Genomic DNA, 14,624 nt, shown 5'->3' on the forward strand with positions numbered 1-14,624 from the left:
ACAAACAAAAAAATGAAAACAAAGTTTAGTGGAATTTTAACACTATTAGTAGTGTTGATTGTGCAGCTATCATTTGCACAGGAAAAAACAATTTCCGGAACGGTTACCGATGACACAGGTTTACCACTTCCAGGAGTTAACATAATTATACAGGGTACTAGTACCGGAACGCAGTCTGATTTTGATGGTAACTATACCATTGATGCTGCCGCTGGACAGACGCTTGTTTATAGTTATGTAGGTTTTGAAACCCAAGAGATTGCTATTGGGGCTTCAAATAAAATGAACGTTACTATGCAAGCTGGTTCTATGTTGGACGAGGTTGTAGTAACTGCGCTTGGTGTATCTCGTGAGAAACAATCATTGGGGTATTCAACGCAACAAGTTGAAGGAGAAGATATCGCTGCAGTTAAAGGGAACAACTTTACAAACGCCCTTTCTGGAAAAGTATCTGGTCTTCAAATTAGAAGAAACAACAACTTTGGTGGTTCTACCAACGTAGTTATTAGAGGTAATGCTTCTTTAACTGGTGATAACCAAGCGTTGTTTGTAATTGATGGAGTGCCAATTAGTAACAGAAACACCAACTCTGCTGGTCAGACTCAGGCTTCTGGTAACTATTATGATTATGGTAACGCTGCGGCGGACATTAACCCAGACGACATTGAGTCTATTAACGTACTTAAAGGTGCGGCGGCTTCTGCTCTTTATGGTTCACGTGCTGCTAACGGTGTAATTATCATTACAACTAAAAAAGGTACTAAATCTAAAGGCATGGGAGTTACTATTAACTCAAATGCTACTGTTGGTTTTATCGACAAAAGTACTTTTGCTGAATACCAAAACCAATACGGTCCTGGTTACGGCGATTACTTTACTTTTGAAGATATCAACGGTGACGGTACAGACGATCAAGTAGAAAACTATGTTGATGATGCATCTTACGGTCCTGCTTTTGATCCAAACTTGTTTATTTACCAATGGGATTCATTTGATCCTTCTTCACCTAACTACTTGAAGAAAACGGCATACACTGCTGCAGAGAATGGTCCATTAACTTTCTTTGAAACTCCGGTTACACTTACTAACTCTATTTCCATTTCAAATGGTATGGAGAATGGTTCTTACCGTATGTCTTATACTAAAATTGACCAATCAGGTTTAATGCCTAATAGTACTTTAGATAGACATAACTTTATCTTTAGTGGAACGTATGATGTTAGTGAAAAACTAAAAGCAAGCGGTTTTGTTAACTATATTAAGACTGATGCATTGGGTCGTAACTCTACTGGTTATAATGATAACGTAGTAGGTAACATGAAACAATGGTGGGCAGTTAGTACAGATTTACAAGCTCAAAAAGATATTTATTTCGCTACACGTAGAAACGTAAGCTGGAACCCAGGAAGTTCTGAGCCAGGTGCTGCTCCAATTTATTGGGATAACCCATACTGGACACGTTACGAAAACTACCAGAATGACAATAGAAGTCGTTTTATTGGTAACTTCGAACTTAACTACGAACTAGCTGATTGGGTTAATATTACTGGTAGAGTTTCTACTGATACATATAACGAAAGTCAAGAAGAGCGTAGAGCTGTTGGTTCTGTTGCAACTACATTTGGTGTTGCTCGTGGAAACGTTGATTCTGGTTACTTAAGAAGAGACATTACAGCTACTGAAACAAACTACGATTTAATGTTTAACTTCAATACAGACATTACTGAAAACTTAAGTTTTGCAGGTATTTTAGGATCAAACATTAGAAGAACTGAATTCAATTCTTTAACAACATCTACCGCTGGTGGATTGGTGATTCCAGGACTTTATTCATTACAGAATAGTGCTTCAGCACTTCCAAACCCAGCTGAACAAGCTGAACAAATTGGAGTTGATGGTGTTTACGCTAGTGCATCTTTCGGATTCGCTAACGTTGTATATTTAGATGGTACAATAAGAAGAGACCGTTTCTCTACTTTACCTAAGGAAAATAGTTCATTCTACTATCCATCTGTTTCAACAAGTTTTGTATTCAGTAAATTGTTAGATGTTAATGCTATTAGTTTTGGTAAACTTCGTGTAAACTACGCTGAAGTAGGTAACGGAGCTCCTTTTGATAGATTGAAAGATACTTATGTAATTAATGGTGATGTAGGAAATTCTATTCCTAACACAGCAAATAATGCTAATCTAGAGCCAGAGCGTACTAAAAGTTACGAAGCAGGTTTAGAAATGAGATTTGCAAATAACAGATTAGGTTTTGATGTATCTTACTACAAATCAAACTCTATTAACCAAATTGTTACTGTGCCAATTTCTGCATCTACTGGTTATACTGGTAAATTGCTTAACGCAGGAGAAATTCAAAACAAAGGTATTGAGGTTTCCTTAAATGCTATGCCAATTAAAAATGATAACTTTTCTTGGTCGATCAATGCAAACTGGACTGAAAACAAGAGTGAAGTAATTGCTTTGCCTGATGGAATTACAAACCTACAATTAGGTAGTTTCCAAGGTGGTGTTTCTATTAACGCAGAGTTAGGTCAGCCTTACGGTGTTATTTACGGTCAAGATTATGTATACTTAGATGGTCAAAGAGTTGTTGATCCAGAAAGTGGACGTTACCTTAAAACTCCTGCTTCAAACAACATTCTTGGAGATACTAACCCAGAATGGTTAGCAGGTATTACAAACACCTTTACTTACAAAGACCTTTCTTTTAGTTTCCTTATCGATATTCAAGAAGGTGGAAGCCTTTTCTCTCTTGACCAGTATTACGGTCAAGCGACTGGTATTTATGCAAACACAGCATTTACTAATGATTTAGGAAATCCTGTTAGAAATACTTTAGAGAATGGTGGTGGTTACATCAACGCAGGTGTTAACCCTGATGGTTCTACAAATACAACTAGAACTGATGCTAACGGATTTAGTGGTTTTGGATATGCTGCTTTACCAGCTGCAGAGTTTGTATACGATGCGAGTTACATAAAACTTCGTCAAGTATCACTTACTTACACTATGCCATCAAAATATCTTGATAACACATTTATGACTGGTTTGTCTTTTAGCGTTTCAGGTTCTAACCTTTGGATAATCGACAAAAACTTGCCATATGCTGATCCAGAAGCAGGTTTGAGCTCTGGTAACCTTCAAGGATATGTTACTGGTTCATTGCCAACTACCCAAGATTACGGGTTTAACATTAAAGCACAATTTTAATATATAGACAAATGAAAAAAATATTTTTAATTTTAACTGCGGCAGTTATGGCCGTGTCGTGTTCAGACAGTCTTGAGGACCTGAACCAAAATATAAAGGATCCTACTGCGGTTAGTGGTGAAAGTTTATTTGCCGCTGCTCAAAAGCAGTTGGCTGATCAAATTGTGACTCCCAACGTAAACAATAACAACTTAAGGTTGTGGACGCAACAACTGCAGGAAACGACGTATACAGATGAAAGTCGATACGATCAAATTACCCGTGGTATTCCTGATATTCACTGGAGAGAAATGTACAGAGACGTTCTAAAAGATTTAGACGAATCTGCTAGAATTATTTCTGAGACTGACAATGATCTTACTAATGCACTTAAACCTAACAAACTTGCAATTATTGAAGTTCTTACGGTTTATGCTTATAGTAACTTGGTAGAAACTTACGGAGATGTTCCTTATAGCGAAGCTTTAGATATTGATAATCTTTTGCCAGTTTATGATGACGGTTTGACTGTTTACAAAGATTTAATTGCTCGTTTAAGTGCAGCCATCGGTGGAATGAATTCTGGTGTTGGTAGCTTTAGTGGTGCTGAAGATCTTATGTACAGTGGTGATGTTGCGCATTGGAAAAAATTTGCTAATTCTTTAAAATTAAGAATGGGTATTATGCTTTCTGATGTTGATAGTGGTTTAGCTGCTTCAACTGTAGCATCTGCTGTTACAGGTGGTGTATTTACAAGCAATGCAGATAACGGAAGTTATATGTATTCTCCATCTGCACCAAACAACAACCCAATGAATAATAACTTGGTTTTAAGTGGTCGTAATGACTATGTTGCTGCGGTTACTATTATCGATATAATGAATGGTTTGGAAGATCCAAGAAGACCTTCTTATTTTACAGATGTTGATGGTGAGTATATTGGTGGTCAAATAGGTGAGATTTCTGCTTACCCAAACTTCTCTCACGTTGCTGATCGTTTAGTAGATCCATCTGAGCCTGGTGTTCTTCTTTCATATGTTGAAGTTAGATTTTTATTGGCTGAAGGTGCTGCAAGAGGATTCGCTGTTGGCGGTGACGCTGCAACGCATTATACAGCTGCTATTACTGCTTCTTTCGACTTTTGGAATGCGGATGATGTAGCAGGTTACCTTGCAAATCCAGCAGTAGATTATACTAGCGCATTAGCTGCAAGTACATCTACTCCAGCTTGGAAACAAGTTATTGGTACACAAGCTTACTTAGGTCTTTACAACAGAACTTTTGCTAACTACCTTTCTATACGTCGTTTGGATTATCCAATTTTGGATGAGCCAACTGGTGCTGATTCTGGTTTCCCAGTTCGTTATTTATATCCTGTTGGAGAGCAAACTTTGAATCGTGCAAATTACGATGCTGCTTCAGCCGCTATTGGTGGTGACGCTGCCGAAACTCAGTTGTTTTGGGATAAGTTTTATACATTCGATTTTTAAGAAATAGCTAACAAAGCAATTTCAATTATATAAGAATCCTCGGCTTTTAGCCGGGGATTTTTTTTGCTTTAATTCCAGAAAATATTGAAATTATAAAAACGTTATATTTACGAAATACCCTGAACCTATGCTGTTTTTTTTTCTTTCTGAAGCTTATGCTCCTTGGCTTGCTCCCTATGTTGCCTCTATAATTTTGATTGGGTTTGTTTACTTCTTTTTAACCCTTTTAGAATATTGGTATGCTTTAATTTTTAGCAAACCTCCATTTAGACATTACTTTACTTATAAAAAGCTTTCGGATTCGCAATTGGTGATACTTAAAAATGAATTCGGTTTTTATAAAAAGCTTTCAGAAAAACATAAAAAACAATTTGAACACAGAGTTGCCCATTTTATTTCTGAAAAGGAATTTATAGACAGAGAAAATCTAGTTGTTACCGAACAAATGATCGTGTTGATTGCTGCTATAGGATGTATGCTCAGTTTCGGAAGAAAAAATTACTCGTACTCACTAATTAATTTTATACTTATATATCCTGAGGAGTTTTTCAGCACCATAAATAAAAACTACCACAAAGGTGAATTTAATCCAAAGGAAAAAGCCTTAGTGCTGTCGTGGAAGGATTTTGAAGAAGGTTTTAGAATCAGTAACGACAATCTGAATGTGGGAATCCATGAATTTATGCACGCAATGCAGCTTGAAGCCAGAAGAGGGCGAGATTTAGATTCAGTGCGATTCTCGAAACAGTTCACAAATATTTTAAAACAATTGTCGCTTAAAGAAGTACAAGAGAAGTTGCATAGAACAGAATTTTTTCGTGCCTACGCATTCACCAATCAATATGAATTTATGGCTGTATTGACTGAATATTTCTTTGAATCTCCCCAAGACTTTAAAAGCAATTTCCCTGTTATTTATAACCACACAAAAAAGTTGCTGAATTTCAATTTTGCAGATTTTTAAATCGAATTTGTTAATTAGGTATTATATATTGGAAGAATACTTTCAAAAGAATTTCACTGCAAACTGCAACTGAATACTGCTACTTTTTAATATTTTCAACTATAATCTTTGCGTGTACTCTTGAGTTTTCTATAAACCATTTGTGAGTTTCCATACCTCCACAGATAACCCCTGCCAAATAGAGCCCTTTTACGTTGCTTTGCATCGTTTCGGGATTGTATGTAGGCAATTGATTTTTATCGTTACTAAGCGTAACTCCTAGTTGTTTTAAAAACTCAAAATTTGGTTTGTAACCAGTAAGTGCAACTACAAAATCGTTTTCAAGAGTTTTCGTGCCTTCGGGAGTTTTAATAACTATAGATTTATCAGTTATTTCGGTTATTTCAGAATTAAAAAAAGCTTTAATACTTCCTTCTTTAATTCGGTTTTCAATATCAGGTTTTACCCAATATTTTACGCGATCGCCTAGTTCTGGACCTCGAACTACCATCGTTACTTCGCCACCTTTTCGCCATATTTCTAAAGCTGCATCTACAGACGAATTGCTTGCGCCAACAACTACTACTTTTTGCATAACAAAAGGATGTGCTTCTTTGTAGTAATGCATAACCTTCGGTAAATCTTCCCCCGGAACATTTAGCAGTTTTGGAATGTCGTAAAACCCAGTGCTTACAATTATATTTTTTGCTGAATAGGTGTTTTTATCAGAAGTAATTACGAAACCATTTTCAGTATTGACAACAGAGAAAATTTCTTCGTATAAATTAATTTGAAGTTTATTTGAAGTAGCAACCCTTCGAAAGTATTCTAGCGCTTCGTTGCGAGTAGGTTTGGGATTGTTACTTATAAAGGGAATATCGTCAATCTCTAATTTTTCCGAAGTAGAGAAAAAGGTCATATTTAATGGATAGTTGTAGATGGAATTGGTAAGTGCACCTTTTTCAATAACTACATAATCCAACCCATTCTTTTTGCATTCTAACGCACACGCAATGCCAATGGGTCCTGCGCCTATAATTAGAACGTCTTTGAGCTTTTTGTCAATTGACATTCAAGAATTATTTTAGAAGTTTTTTTAAATCTGAAATTGTTTGGGTAGGATTGTTCGCGCTAAAAACATAACTACCAGCTACCAAAACATCGGCACCCGCGTCAACAAGTTGTTTTGCGTTTTTATTGGTTACACCTCCATCTATTTCAATTTTAGTGGAAGCACCATTGGCTTCAATAATTTTTCGAAGTTGCTTTACTTTCTTGTAAGTGTTTTCAATAAAACTTTGTCCGCCAAAACCTGGGTTCACGCTCATGATACACACTAAATCAATATCGTTAATAGTGTCTTCTAAGAGCGAAACATTTGTATGTGGGTTTATGGCTACGCCAGCTTGCATGCCTTCAGCTTTTATGCCTTGAAGCGTACGGTGAAGATGTGGGCAAGCTTCAAAATGAACTGAAAGTATATTCGCTCCCAAATCTGCAAATGTTTTTATATACCTGTCCGGATCAATAATCATTAAGTGTATGTCCAAAGTTTTCTTGGCGTGCGCTGCAATGCTTTTTATTACGGGCATTCCAAAAGAAATATTCGGTACAAAAACACCATCCATTACATCGAGGTGAAACCAATCTGCTTCACTATTGTTTATCATTTCAATATCGCGCTGAAGGTTAGCGAAATCTGCGGCGAGGATTGATGGGGCTATAATTGTGTGGCTCATTTTTTAAATGTTTTTGCAAAAATATGAATTATTAAGGTGGAATGCAGGTAAATAAAATGAAAAACCCTAGGTAATCAGCCCAGGGTTCATTCATCAATCAAAAAACGAACAGATTTTATTCCCGAGGGAATTTTATACTGTCGTTAGCGTTTTAGGTAGCTCAAGCTATCCCAAATATGTCATTAATATTTTACTGCGTGAAGTGTGCTTCAATCTTCTAATAGCTTTTTCTTTAATCTGACGAACGCGTTCGCGAGTAAGATCGAAAGTTTCACCTATTTCTTCCAAAGTCATTGGGTGCTGATCGCCTAAACCAAAGTACAAACGAATAACATCTGCTTCACGTGGAGTTAGGGTTTCCAACGCGCGTTCAATTTCAGTTCTAAGTGATTCGTGCAACAAAGCGCGATCTGGATTCGGACTTTCGCCACTACGTAAAACGTCGTATAAGTTACTGTCTTCTCCTTCAACAAGTGGCGCATCCATGGATACATGACGGCCAGAGTTTTTCATCGACTCTTTTACATCGTTGATGGTCATATCTAGTTCCTTTGCAATTTCTTCAGCAGAAGGAGGGCGCTCGTTAGATTGCTCAAGATACGCGTACATTTTATTAATTTTGTTGATGCTACCAATCTTGTTCAATGGCAAACGAACAATACGAGACTGTTCTGCCAAAGCTTGCAAAATAGATTGACGAATCCACCAAACTGCGTACGATATAAATTTAAAACCACGAGTTTCATCAAAACGTTGCGCGGCTTTAATAAGGCCAAGGTTTCCTTCGTTTATAAGATCTGGAAGGGTTAGGCCTTGGTTTTGGTATTGCTTTGCCACCGACACTACGAAACGTAAGTTTGCTTTGGTTAATTTTTCCAAAGCAAGATGGTCACCCGCTTTAATGCGCTGTGCCAATTCTACTTCCTCGTCTGCGGTGATTAAGTCAACTTTACCAATTTCTTGAAGATACTTGTCTAATGAAGCAGTTTCCCTATTAGTAACCTGCTTTGTAATTTTAAGTTGTCTCATTTAAGGTATGTCCTGTAGATTAAGTTTTAAACTTGTGTATAAGGTTATACGTAACAAATACGGAAAAGGTTACAAAAGATTTAAATTTTTTAAAACCGTACTGTTTTATCCTACAAGAATACATATTTATTATTTCAAACTGTCGTTCTTTTTAATAGTTGTGGAATCTAATGTTTTATTTGTTTCTGAAATTAAACTATCTATTACCGCTTTGTCTTCGGTAACGATTTGTTTTCCGTCGCGGCTATTGTAATAGTAATATTTCTCTGAAACGCGAACTGTATTATCTGTAATTTTATTTTTTGAAGAAGTACTATTAGTATTGCTTTTAGCGTTTTCTGCTGAAATTATTTTCGACTGCTTTATAGAATCTTCTTTTGTTGTATTAAGTCTGGAAAGCTGTTCGTCATTTTTATTTGAAATTGAATCTACTTTTGAAACTTCAAAAGTAGATGTATTACTTTCTTTGTTGAGAATAGTGCTTGGTTTTGCGCTTAAATTAGTGTCGTTTTCATCAATCGTCGTTGCTGTGGTTGACAGCATTCCATTGCTAATTATTAGCAAAAATCCTAAAAGAGCGAATATTCCACCGCTCAAGAGCCAATAGAAAATGGCTTTTTTTCTTTTGCGATTTTCCTCGTCTAAGGAAGTGTTTATTTTTTCCCAAAGGCTGTCGTTTGGTACTTTTTCTCCTTCCTTCAGCTTATTTTCAAAAAGCGTTCCTATGTCTTTCTTATGTTTCATCTTTAATGAGCTATTGGATTAAGAGATTTATTATAGTCGGTAATTTTATCGCGTAATAGCATCTTTGCGCGGTGGTAGTTCGATTTTGATGTGCCTTCGGAAATATTCAATAATGAAGCAATTTCTTTATGCGAAAAACCATCCATTTGATACAGGTTAAAGACAAGCCTGTATTGGTCGGGCAGGGCTTGAATAAGTTTTAAAATTTCGTTTAATGAAATATCTAAATCTTCCTCAGTTTCAACCGTTTCCTCAAGTAAGTCGTTGTTTATTTCAATATTTACAGGCTTTTTGAATTTGTATTTATCAATTGCTTTATAAATGGTAATCCGCTTCATCCAACCTTCAAAAGAACCTTTGTTTTTATATGTTTTTATCTTTTGAAAAATGGCTATAAAAGCATCGTGTAAATTGTCTTCGGCATCAACCTCGTTTCTACAGTATTTCAGCGAAATAAAGAAAAGGGTATCCTTATACTTCCGGAATAGTTCGTTTTGAGCCATCCGGTCGTTTTTAATGCACAGTTTTATTAATTCTTCGGTTTTCAAATACACCAATATTAGGTAAAAGTGGTCAAATTATCTATTGATTATTCAGAGGTTATAACTATCAAATCGGAACATATCATGATTCCATTTGGCGTATTAAGCTGTGAAATGCCAAGAAGAGTATCACGTACAAAATCTGGCTTTGCCTTAAATTTTGCTCTTGCAGAACTTCCTCCTTCAATAATTTCAAGTGAACCGCCTAGGACCTCCCAACTAAATTCTGGATTTATATAGGTTGAAGTGAAGGATGCATAAAATGTATTTCCCGGTTTAACTTTTATTGGTCCTTCCAGGCAACATTCTGTAAATTTTGAATTCCCGTGATTCAATTCGCAAGAATTTTGAAGAATTTCTTCATTCGGAGAACTATCATCATCGTTTGAACAGGAGAAAAATAATAGTGTCGAAATCATTAAAATACTAAAGAAATTGATTTTCATAATTGTAGGTGTTAACAGTTAATAGCTTTTAAAATTATTGGTAAAAATGCAACCATCTCTCCTGTATTCACATTGTCAAATCTAATATAAATAACTTGAGGGTTTATGGAGTTTTCGTAAAGTAAATTTTCAATAGGGTTGGTGCCCGCCATCATATCTTCGTAGTTTTCATAATAGCTTGTTGCTACGGTTGCGGGATTAGAAATTCCAGTAAGTGGGAAAAAGCATTCAAAATAACTTTCTAAATCAAACACGGCTCTTCGGGAACCTGGCCGTGTTTCACATTCTTCAAATAGAAATTTTTTGCAAGGGGCGAGGCATTCTTTGGTGAGTAAAAAACGGTCATTACCATTGGTGATTTCCATTTGGGTTTCGTCAAAACTGACCACTTTCCAATCAAAATTCCAATGATCACTTACGTTTTCATCGCCAATTATAAATATGTTTAAATGTAAATCGTCTTCAATAAAATAGGTGACCCAAGTTCCACCGTATGAATTGTCTTTAAAATACAAACCTACATTTCCGGTATTGCTCACTTCAAAATAAGCTCCGTCGTAATCACTATTTGGTCCGTCCAAATGGTTTATCCTCCAAATGCATGTGAACTCGGTGAGAATATTATTGCAAGTAGTAATTGTGTCTGCTTCCAAACACATATCAATAGCTTCTTTTAATTCTTCATTATTATTTATTACGTATGGCTCTCCGTTATCTAAAATGCTGGTTATGGGGTAACTTAAACTGATGGATTTTCCTTCTTCCAAGGTGGCTAAAAACTCGCTGAATTCAATATCACTATTTATAACTTGGTATCCAAAAATATCCATGTTTTCATCGTAAATCACTAATGTGAAGGAGTAGTTGAAATCAATACAGGTTAGTTCGTTTTCAAAATCGTTTCCTGCGGCTTTTTCAATAAGCTCATAAAGTTCAGAATTCACCTGAATAACTTTTGAAGGATCTGCTTTGCTAATGGGTTCATCTTCACAAGAAAATAGAAACGGTACTAAAAGTAGCAGGCTGTAGCATAATATTTTCATGAGATTTATGATTAAGTTGTTTCCCTATAGTCTGTCGATTTTAAAAAGGTTGCGTTTAATATGAATTTATTATTAAAATATGAAAAACGCCCTCCTCCAAAATTTTGGAAGAAGGCGTTGTCAGGATTTATTCTTTTTAGGCAGCGTTATTTCCCACCATTTTTATATTCCTGTAATAATTCTACTGCTAATTTGTGAGGCCTTCCTGCTGCTTTTTCGTAATCTGAAGAGATATTATATACCCCATTTCTAATTCCTTCATAAATCCCAGAAATAACGCCACCAATAAATTCTCCTAATTCCTTTTTCCTTTTTTTGGTGTACTCTTGGACAGATATAGCATTAAAATCAAGTTGTGTATCATAAACTTGATTAATAAGTTCGGCTAATTTTTTTTGAGATATTGGTTCTCCCACCAAATTGTACATTTTGGTGTTATGTGAGTCTTCAAGTATCATTTTTTGGTACGCATTTGCCAATTCAGATCTACTTGTATATGCACATTTTCCATTAGCTGCGCAATTTCTTATCTCACCTTCTTTTATATAGTTGTCAATATATTCAAGGTCTGGCTCAACATATATTCCATTTCTCCCGATGACCCATTTCAAACCAGAATCTTGAATATCTTTTTCAGTTTTCCGATTACTTTGAACTACAGGACTGAAAGCCGAATTATTTTCGTCTCCAACTATGCTGGTGTACACTATTTTCGATACACCATTTTCCTTGGCTGCGTCAATCACGTTTCTATGTTGTTGAATTCTCTTTTGAGGTTCGTCCATACCCGAAACCAAAAGAACGGTATTGATACCCTGTAGTGCTTGTTCAAAATCTTGGCGATTGTTGTAATCTCCTTTTCGAATTTCTATTCCGAGATGTGTTGCTTTTTCAGGTGTACGTGCTATGCCAACAACATTTTCTTTTCCATTTTCTTGTATCAATTTCTTGACAATTGCCGACCCTAATTGTCCATTGACGGATGTTACTGCAATTTTCATATTTTTTATTGCTTTTATTCTACCACTTCAATTTGATTGATGAATTTAATTATATGTGGAATGACAAGATCAGTATTTTTATAAGAAATCTCGTGTCCTTTCTCTGGAATTGAAATTATTTCTACATTCTGAAAATTCTTTTTACTGAAATAAATATTGTCGTAGGGAACGATATTGTCATTTTCTCCGTGTATATGAATTATTGGAATAGTAAGTTTTTTCCAATCGTTTTCAATCAATGAAAGTTCTTTAGCGTGGATTTTTTTTTCATCTCCTGCTACACGATATGCAGTTGGTACTATCCATCTCGTTAATTTCCATTGGGTAAATCGAGATGCCCAAAAATCTTTTTCAATATTTGGGTCTATTGCGGGTGAAATCATTATAACAACTTTGACATTTGGATTTAAGACTGCAACTCTTGCTGCAATTGGACCCCCATAAGATGAACCAACTGCAATGATGTTGTCCAATCCTTTTTTAGTTAAAATGGAACTAAATATTCTTGCTTGTTCATCAATTGATGCTATCTCATTTCCAAAATTTGTATACCCATAACCAGGCCTGTCTATAGCATACATATTTGCAGTTGCTAAAAGAGTTTTATCTGTTAGATATCCTTCCCAAGTAGAAAGTGAACTTGGTGCTCCGTGAAAGAAAACCAAATTGATATTTTTACTATCAGACTTAATTTCTTGAATACGAATGTTTAAATCAAGGCTATCAACTTCAAAATAGTAAATTTCACTATTAATTTTTGAACTCTTAAATTTCTCTTGAATTTCTTCGTCAGTTTTCCGCCATTGCAAGACGCTACAGGAAGTATTGATAAGTAACGTAAATAGTAGGCTATAAAGCAGATAATTTTTTTTCATAATGTTGCCTAACCTGTTTATATATGGCTTGTTGCGTGGTTTAAGTACGTAATTTACAAATATATGCCAAATAGAAGATTTGAGAGCCCCGACGCTTCGGGGTTCGAAAATAGTTTAGAGTCAATCTACTAAAAACAAGTAGTATTATGCCACATTTTTTGTCATTATTGCTAATTCGGTCAGATATTTTTTGGTGTATTTTTCTCCAAAATTGTCAATCGTAATAGCAAAGGCGAAATGTAAAATAAGTGCTGTAAATATTCCGAAAAGTATAGACTTGGGGCTTAAAAACGACATTGCCAGAATAAGAGCAACAATCAAAATTCCGTAAGTCAACTTGAGCCAAAAGAATGACTTCATTGCCTTTTCGGCAGCTATAGTCTCTGTTTTTGCGAAATCCGTTTTATTGTTCTCATAAACCGAAATCTTGCTATCAATTTTCTGCTGGTATTTTAGATATGTAGGAAGCATTACTGCCATTTCTAAAATGCCAATTACAATCATAGTTGTGGCAAAACTCTTGTGATTGGAAAATAATAAAAAAAGCAAACCAACTACTACCGAAACAACACCGATTATCCCTGCGAAAAAGTATAAGGTTTTTTCGCTGTTCAAAAAATCGGTAGTTAATTCCATAATTATAGGTTTACTTTTCAAAACTATGCTTTTACTATTTATTCTGCTTTCAGTTTGTAGTCCAGATATAAAGCTCTGTTCATTTCGTACATATCAACAAATCCACCAACCTCAATCATTTCTAATAATGTAAGGATTTATTTGTGCCATTATATGATAGTGTCAAGTTCTTAAAATTGATTCACCTTATTCGTTTGTTTGCTCAGTTGGAAACTTCGAAATGTCCATATAGAAAATCTCCCAAGTGTGACCATCAAAATCTTCAATAGTTCGCTGTTGCATAAAGCCATAGTCCTTCATTTCGTTGGGTTCAGTTCCACCTGCATTTAGTCCATTTTTTAAAATTCTGTTAACTTCATCAACATTGTTTACTGTTAAAGAAAAAAGTCCTGCTAATTTTGATTTTGTATCAGCAAGAGGTTTAGTGGCAAAAGTTGTAAACTTTTCGTGTGTCATTAACATCACAAAAATGTTCTCACTCCAAACCATACATTTCGAGATGTCGTCAGAAAATTGCGGATTATTTGTAAACCCCAATGCTGTATAAAAGCTCATTGATTTTTGCAGGTCTTTTACCGCTAAATTGATAAATACTTGTTTTGCCATTTTATTTAAAATTAGTTATCAAGTTATTACAAATTTTATTTTTTCAGTCAGTCGGGGAGTGTTGGTGTATAATTACCGCTAATGAATTTGGGTATGAAATCGTTGCGTGGTTATGCATCTAATTTAGCAAATAAAAACCGAATAGAGAATCCGTGAGTACCGACGCTTCGGGATTCGTGAGTAGGCGAGGGCTAGCAATAAATTAAAGCATCTATGAAAAAGCAGCGAGTCTCGTATCTTTAAAGTTCACCAAAACAATAAGATATGAAATTAGAACCCACTGCCCAACCAAAGTTATACATTGGCATCGACATTCACAAGCGGAGCTG

General features: G+C 35.5%; 14 protein-coding genes. 3 read left to right on the top strand and 11 right to left on the bottom strand.

The genetic code is table 11. The annotated features are described in order from the left end of the window. Positions 1–12 precede the first annotated feature (12 nt). From AC3RVF_RS15760 to AC3RVF_RS15770, 3 genes are all read left to right on the top strand, one after another. Positions 13–3,222 (top strand): SusC/RagA family TonB-linked outer membrane protein, encoded by a 3,210-nt coding sequence (locus AC3RVF_RS15760; RefSeq protein WP_489692396.1) that lies wholly within the window; start codon positions 13–15, stop codon positions 3,220–3,222. Positions 3,223–3,233: 11 nt separating this feature from the next. Continuing rightward, positions 3,234–4,691 (top strand): SusD/RagB family nutrient-binding outer membrane lipoprotein, encoded by a 1,458-nt coding sequence (locus AC3RVF_RS15765; RefSeq protein WP_489693775.1) that lies wholly within the window; start codon positions 3,234–3,236, stop codon positions 4,689–4,691. 127 nt (positions 4,692–4,818) lie between these two features. Further along, positions 4,819–5,655: a zinc-dependent peptidase gene (locus AC3RVF_RS15770; RefSeq protein WP_489693776.1), complete on the top strand. Its 837-nt coding sequence runs from the start codon at positions 4,819–4,821 to the stop codon at positions 5,653–5,655. A 79-nt stretch (positions 5,656–5,734) separates the two neighbouring features. Here the strand turns inward: AC3RVF_RS15770 and AC3RVF_RS15775 are convergent, their stop codons facing one another. The 11 genes from AC3RVF_RS15775 to AC3RVF_RS15825 form a co-directional block, all read right to left on the bottom strand. Continuing rightward, on the bottom strand, positions 5,735–6,706 hold the full coding sequence (locus AC3RVF_RS15775; RefSeq protein ID WP_489693777.1) for a YpdA family putative bacillithiol disulfide reductase: 972 nt from the start codon (positions 6,704–6,706) through the stop codon (positions 5,735–5,737). 7 nt (positions 6,707–6,713) lie between these two features. After that, complete coding sequence (rpe, locus tag AC3RVF_RS15780) at positions 6,714–7,373, bottom strand: ribulose-phosphate 3-epimerase (protein WP_489692392.1); 660 nt, start codon at positions 7,371–7,373, stop codon at positions 6,714–6,716. A 165-nt stretch (positions 7,374–7,538) separates the two neighbouring features. After that, a complete protein-coding gene (locus tag AC3RVF_RS15785) occupies positions 7,539–8,402 on the bottom strand; it encodes a sigma-70 family RNA polymerase sigma factor (RefSeq protein ID WP_489692391.1) in 864 nt (287 codons plus the stop codon). Positions 8,403–8,531: 129 nt separating this feature from the next. Continuing rightward, entirely contained in the window at positions 8,532–9,146 is a 615-nt protein-coding gene (locus AC3RVF_RS15790) for a hypothetical protein (RefSeq protein WP_489693778.1), read from the bottom strand. A 2-nt stretch (positions 9,147–9,148) separates the two neighbouring features. Beyond that, positions 9,149–9,694 carry an RNA polymerase sigma factor gene (locus tag AC3RVF_RS15795; RefSeq protein WP_489692389.1) on the bottom strand — a complete coding sequence of 182 codons (546 nt, stop codon included), beginning with the start codon at positions 9,692–9,694 and terminating at the stop codon, positions 9,149–9,151. A gap of 41 nt (positions 9,695–9,735) precedes the next feature. Next, positions 9,736–10,134: a hypothetical protein gene (locus AC3RVF_RS15800; RefSeq protein ID WP_489692388.1), complete on the bottom strand. Its 399-nt coding sequence runs from the start codon at positions 10,132–10,134 to the stop codon at positions 9,736–9,738. 11 nt (positions 10,135–10,145) lie between these two features. Next, the gene (locus AC3RVF_RS15805) at positions 10,146–11,177 is read right to left on the bottom strand and encodes a hypothetical protein (protein ID WP_489692387.1); all 1,032 of its coding nucleotides are present in this window, start codon (positions 11,175–11,177) and stop codon (positions 10,146–10,148) included. A gap of 146 nt (positions 11,178–11,323) precedes the next feature. Continuing rightward, a complete protein-coding gene (locus AC3RVF_RS15810) occupies positions 11,324–12,178 on the bottom strand; it encodes an SDR family oxidoreductase (RefSeq protein ID WP_489693779.1) in 855 nt (284 codons plus the stop codon). Positions 12,179–12,192: 14 nt separating this feature from the next. Further along, entirely contained in the window at positions 12,193–13,053 is an 861-nt protein-coding gene (locus AC3RVF_RS15815) for an alpha/beta fold hydrolase (RefSeq protein WP_489692385.1), read from the bottom strand. A gap of 144 nt (positions 13,054–13,197) precedes the next feature. Then, complete coding sequence (locus AC3RVF_RS15820; RefSeq protein WP_489692384.1) at positions 13,198–13,689, bottom strand: hypothetical protein; 492 nt, start codon at positions 13,687–13,689, stop codon at positions 13,198–13,200. Between the two features lie 186 nt (positions 13,690–13,875). Then, positions 13,876–14,295, bottom strand: a complete 420-nt coding sequence (locus tag AC3RVF_RS15825) for a VOC family protein (RefSeq protein WP_489692383.1) — start codon at positions 14,293–14,295, stop codon at positions 13,876–13,878. Between the last annotated feature and the right edge of the window lie 329 nt (positions 14,296–14,624).

This window comes from Aequorivita sp. IT1183 (genome assembly GCF_058068265.1).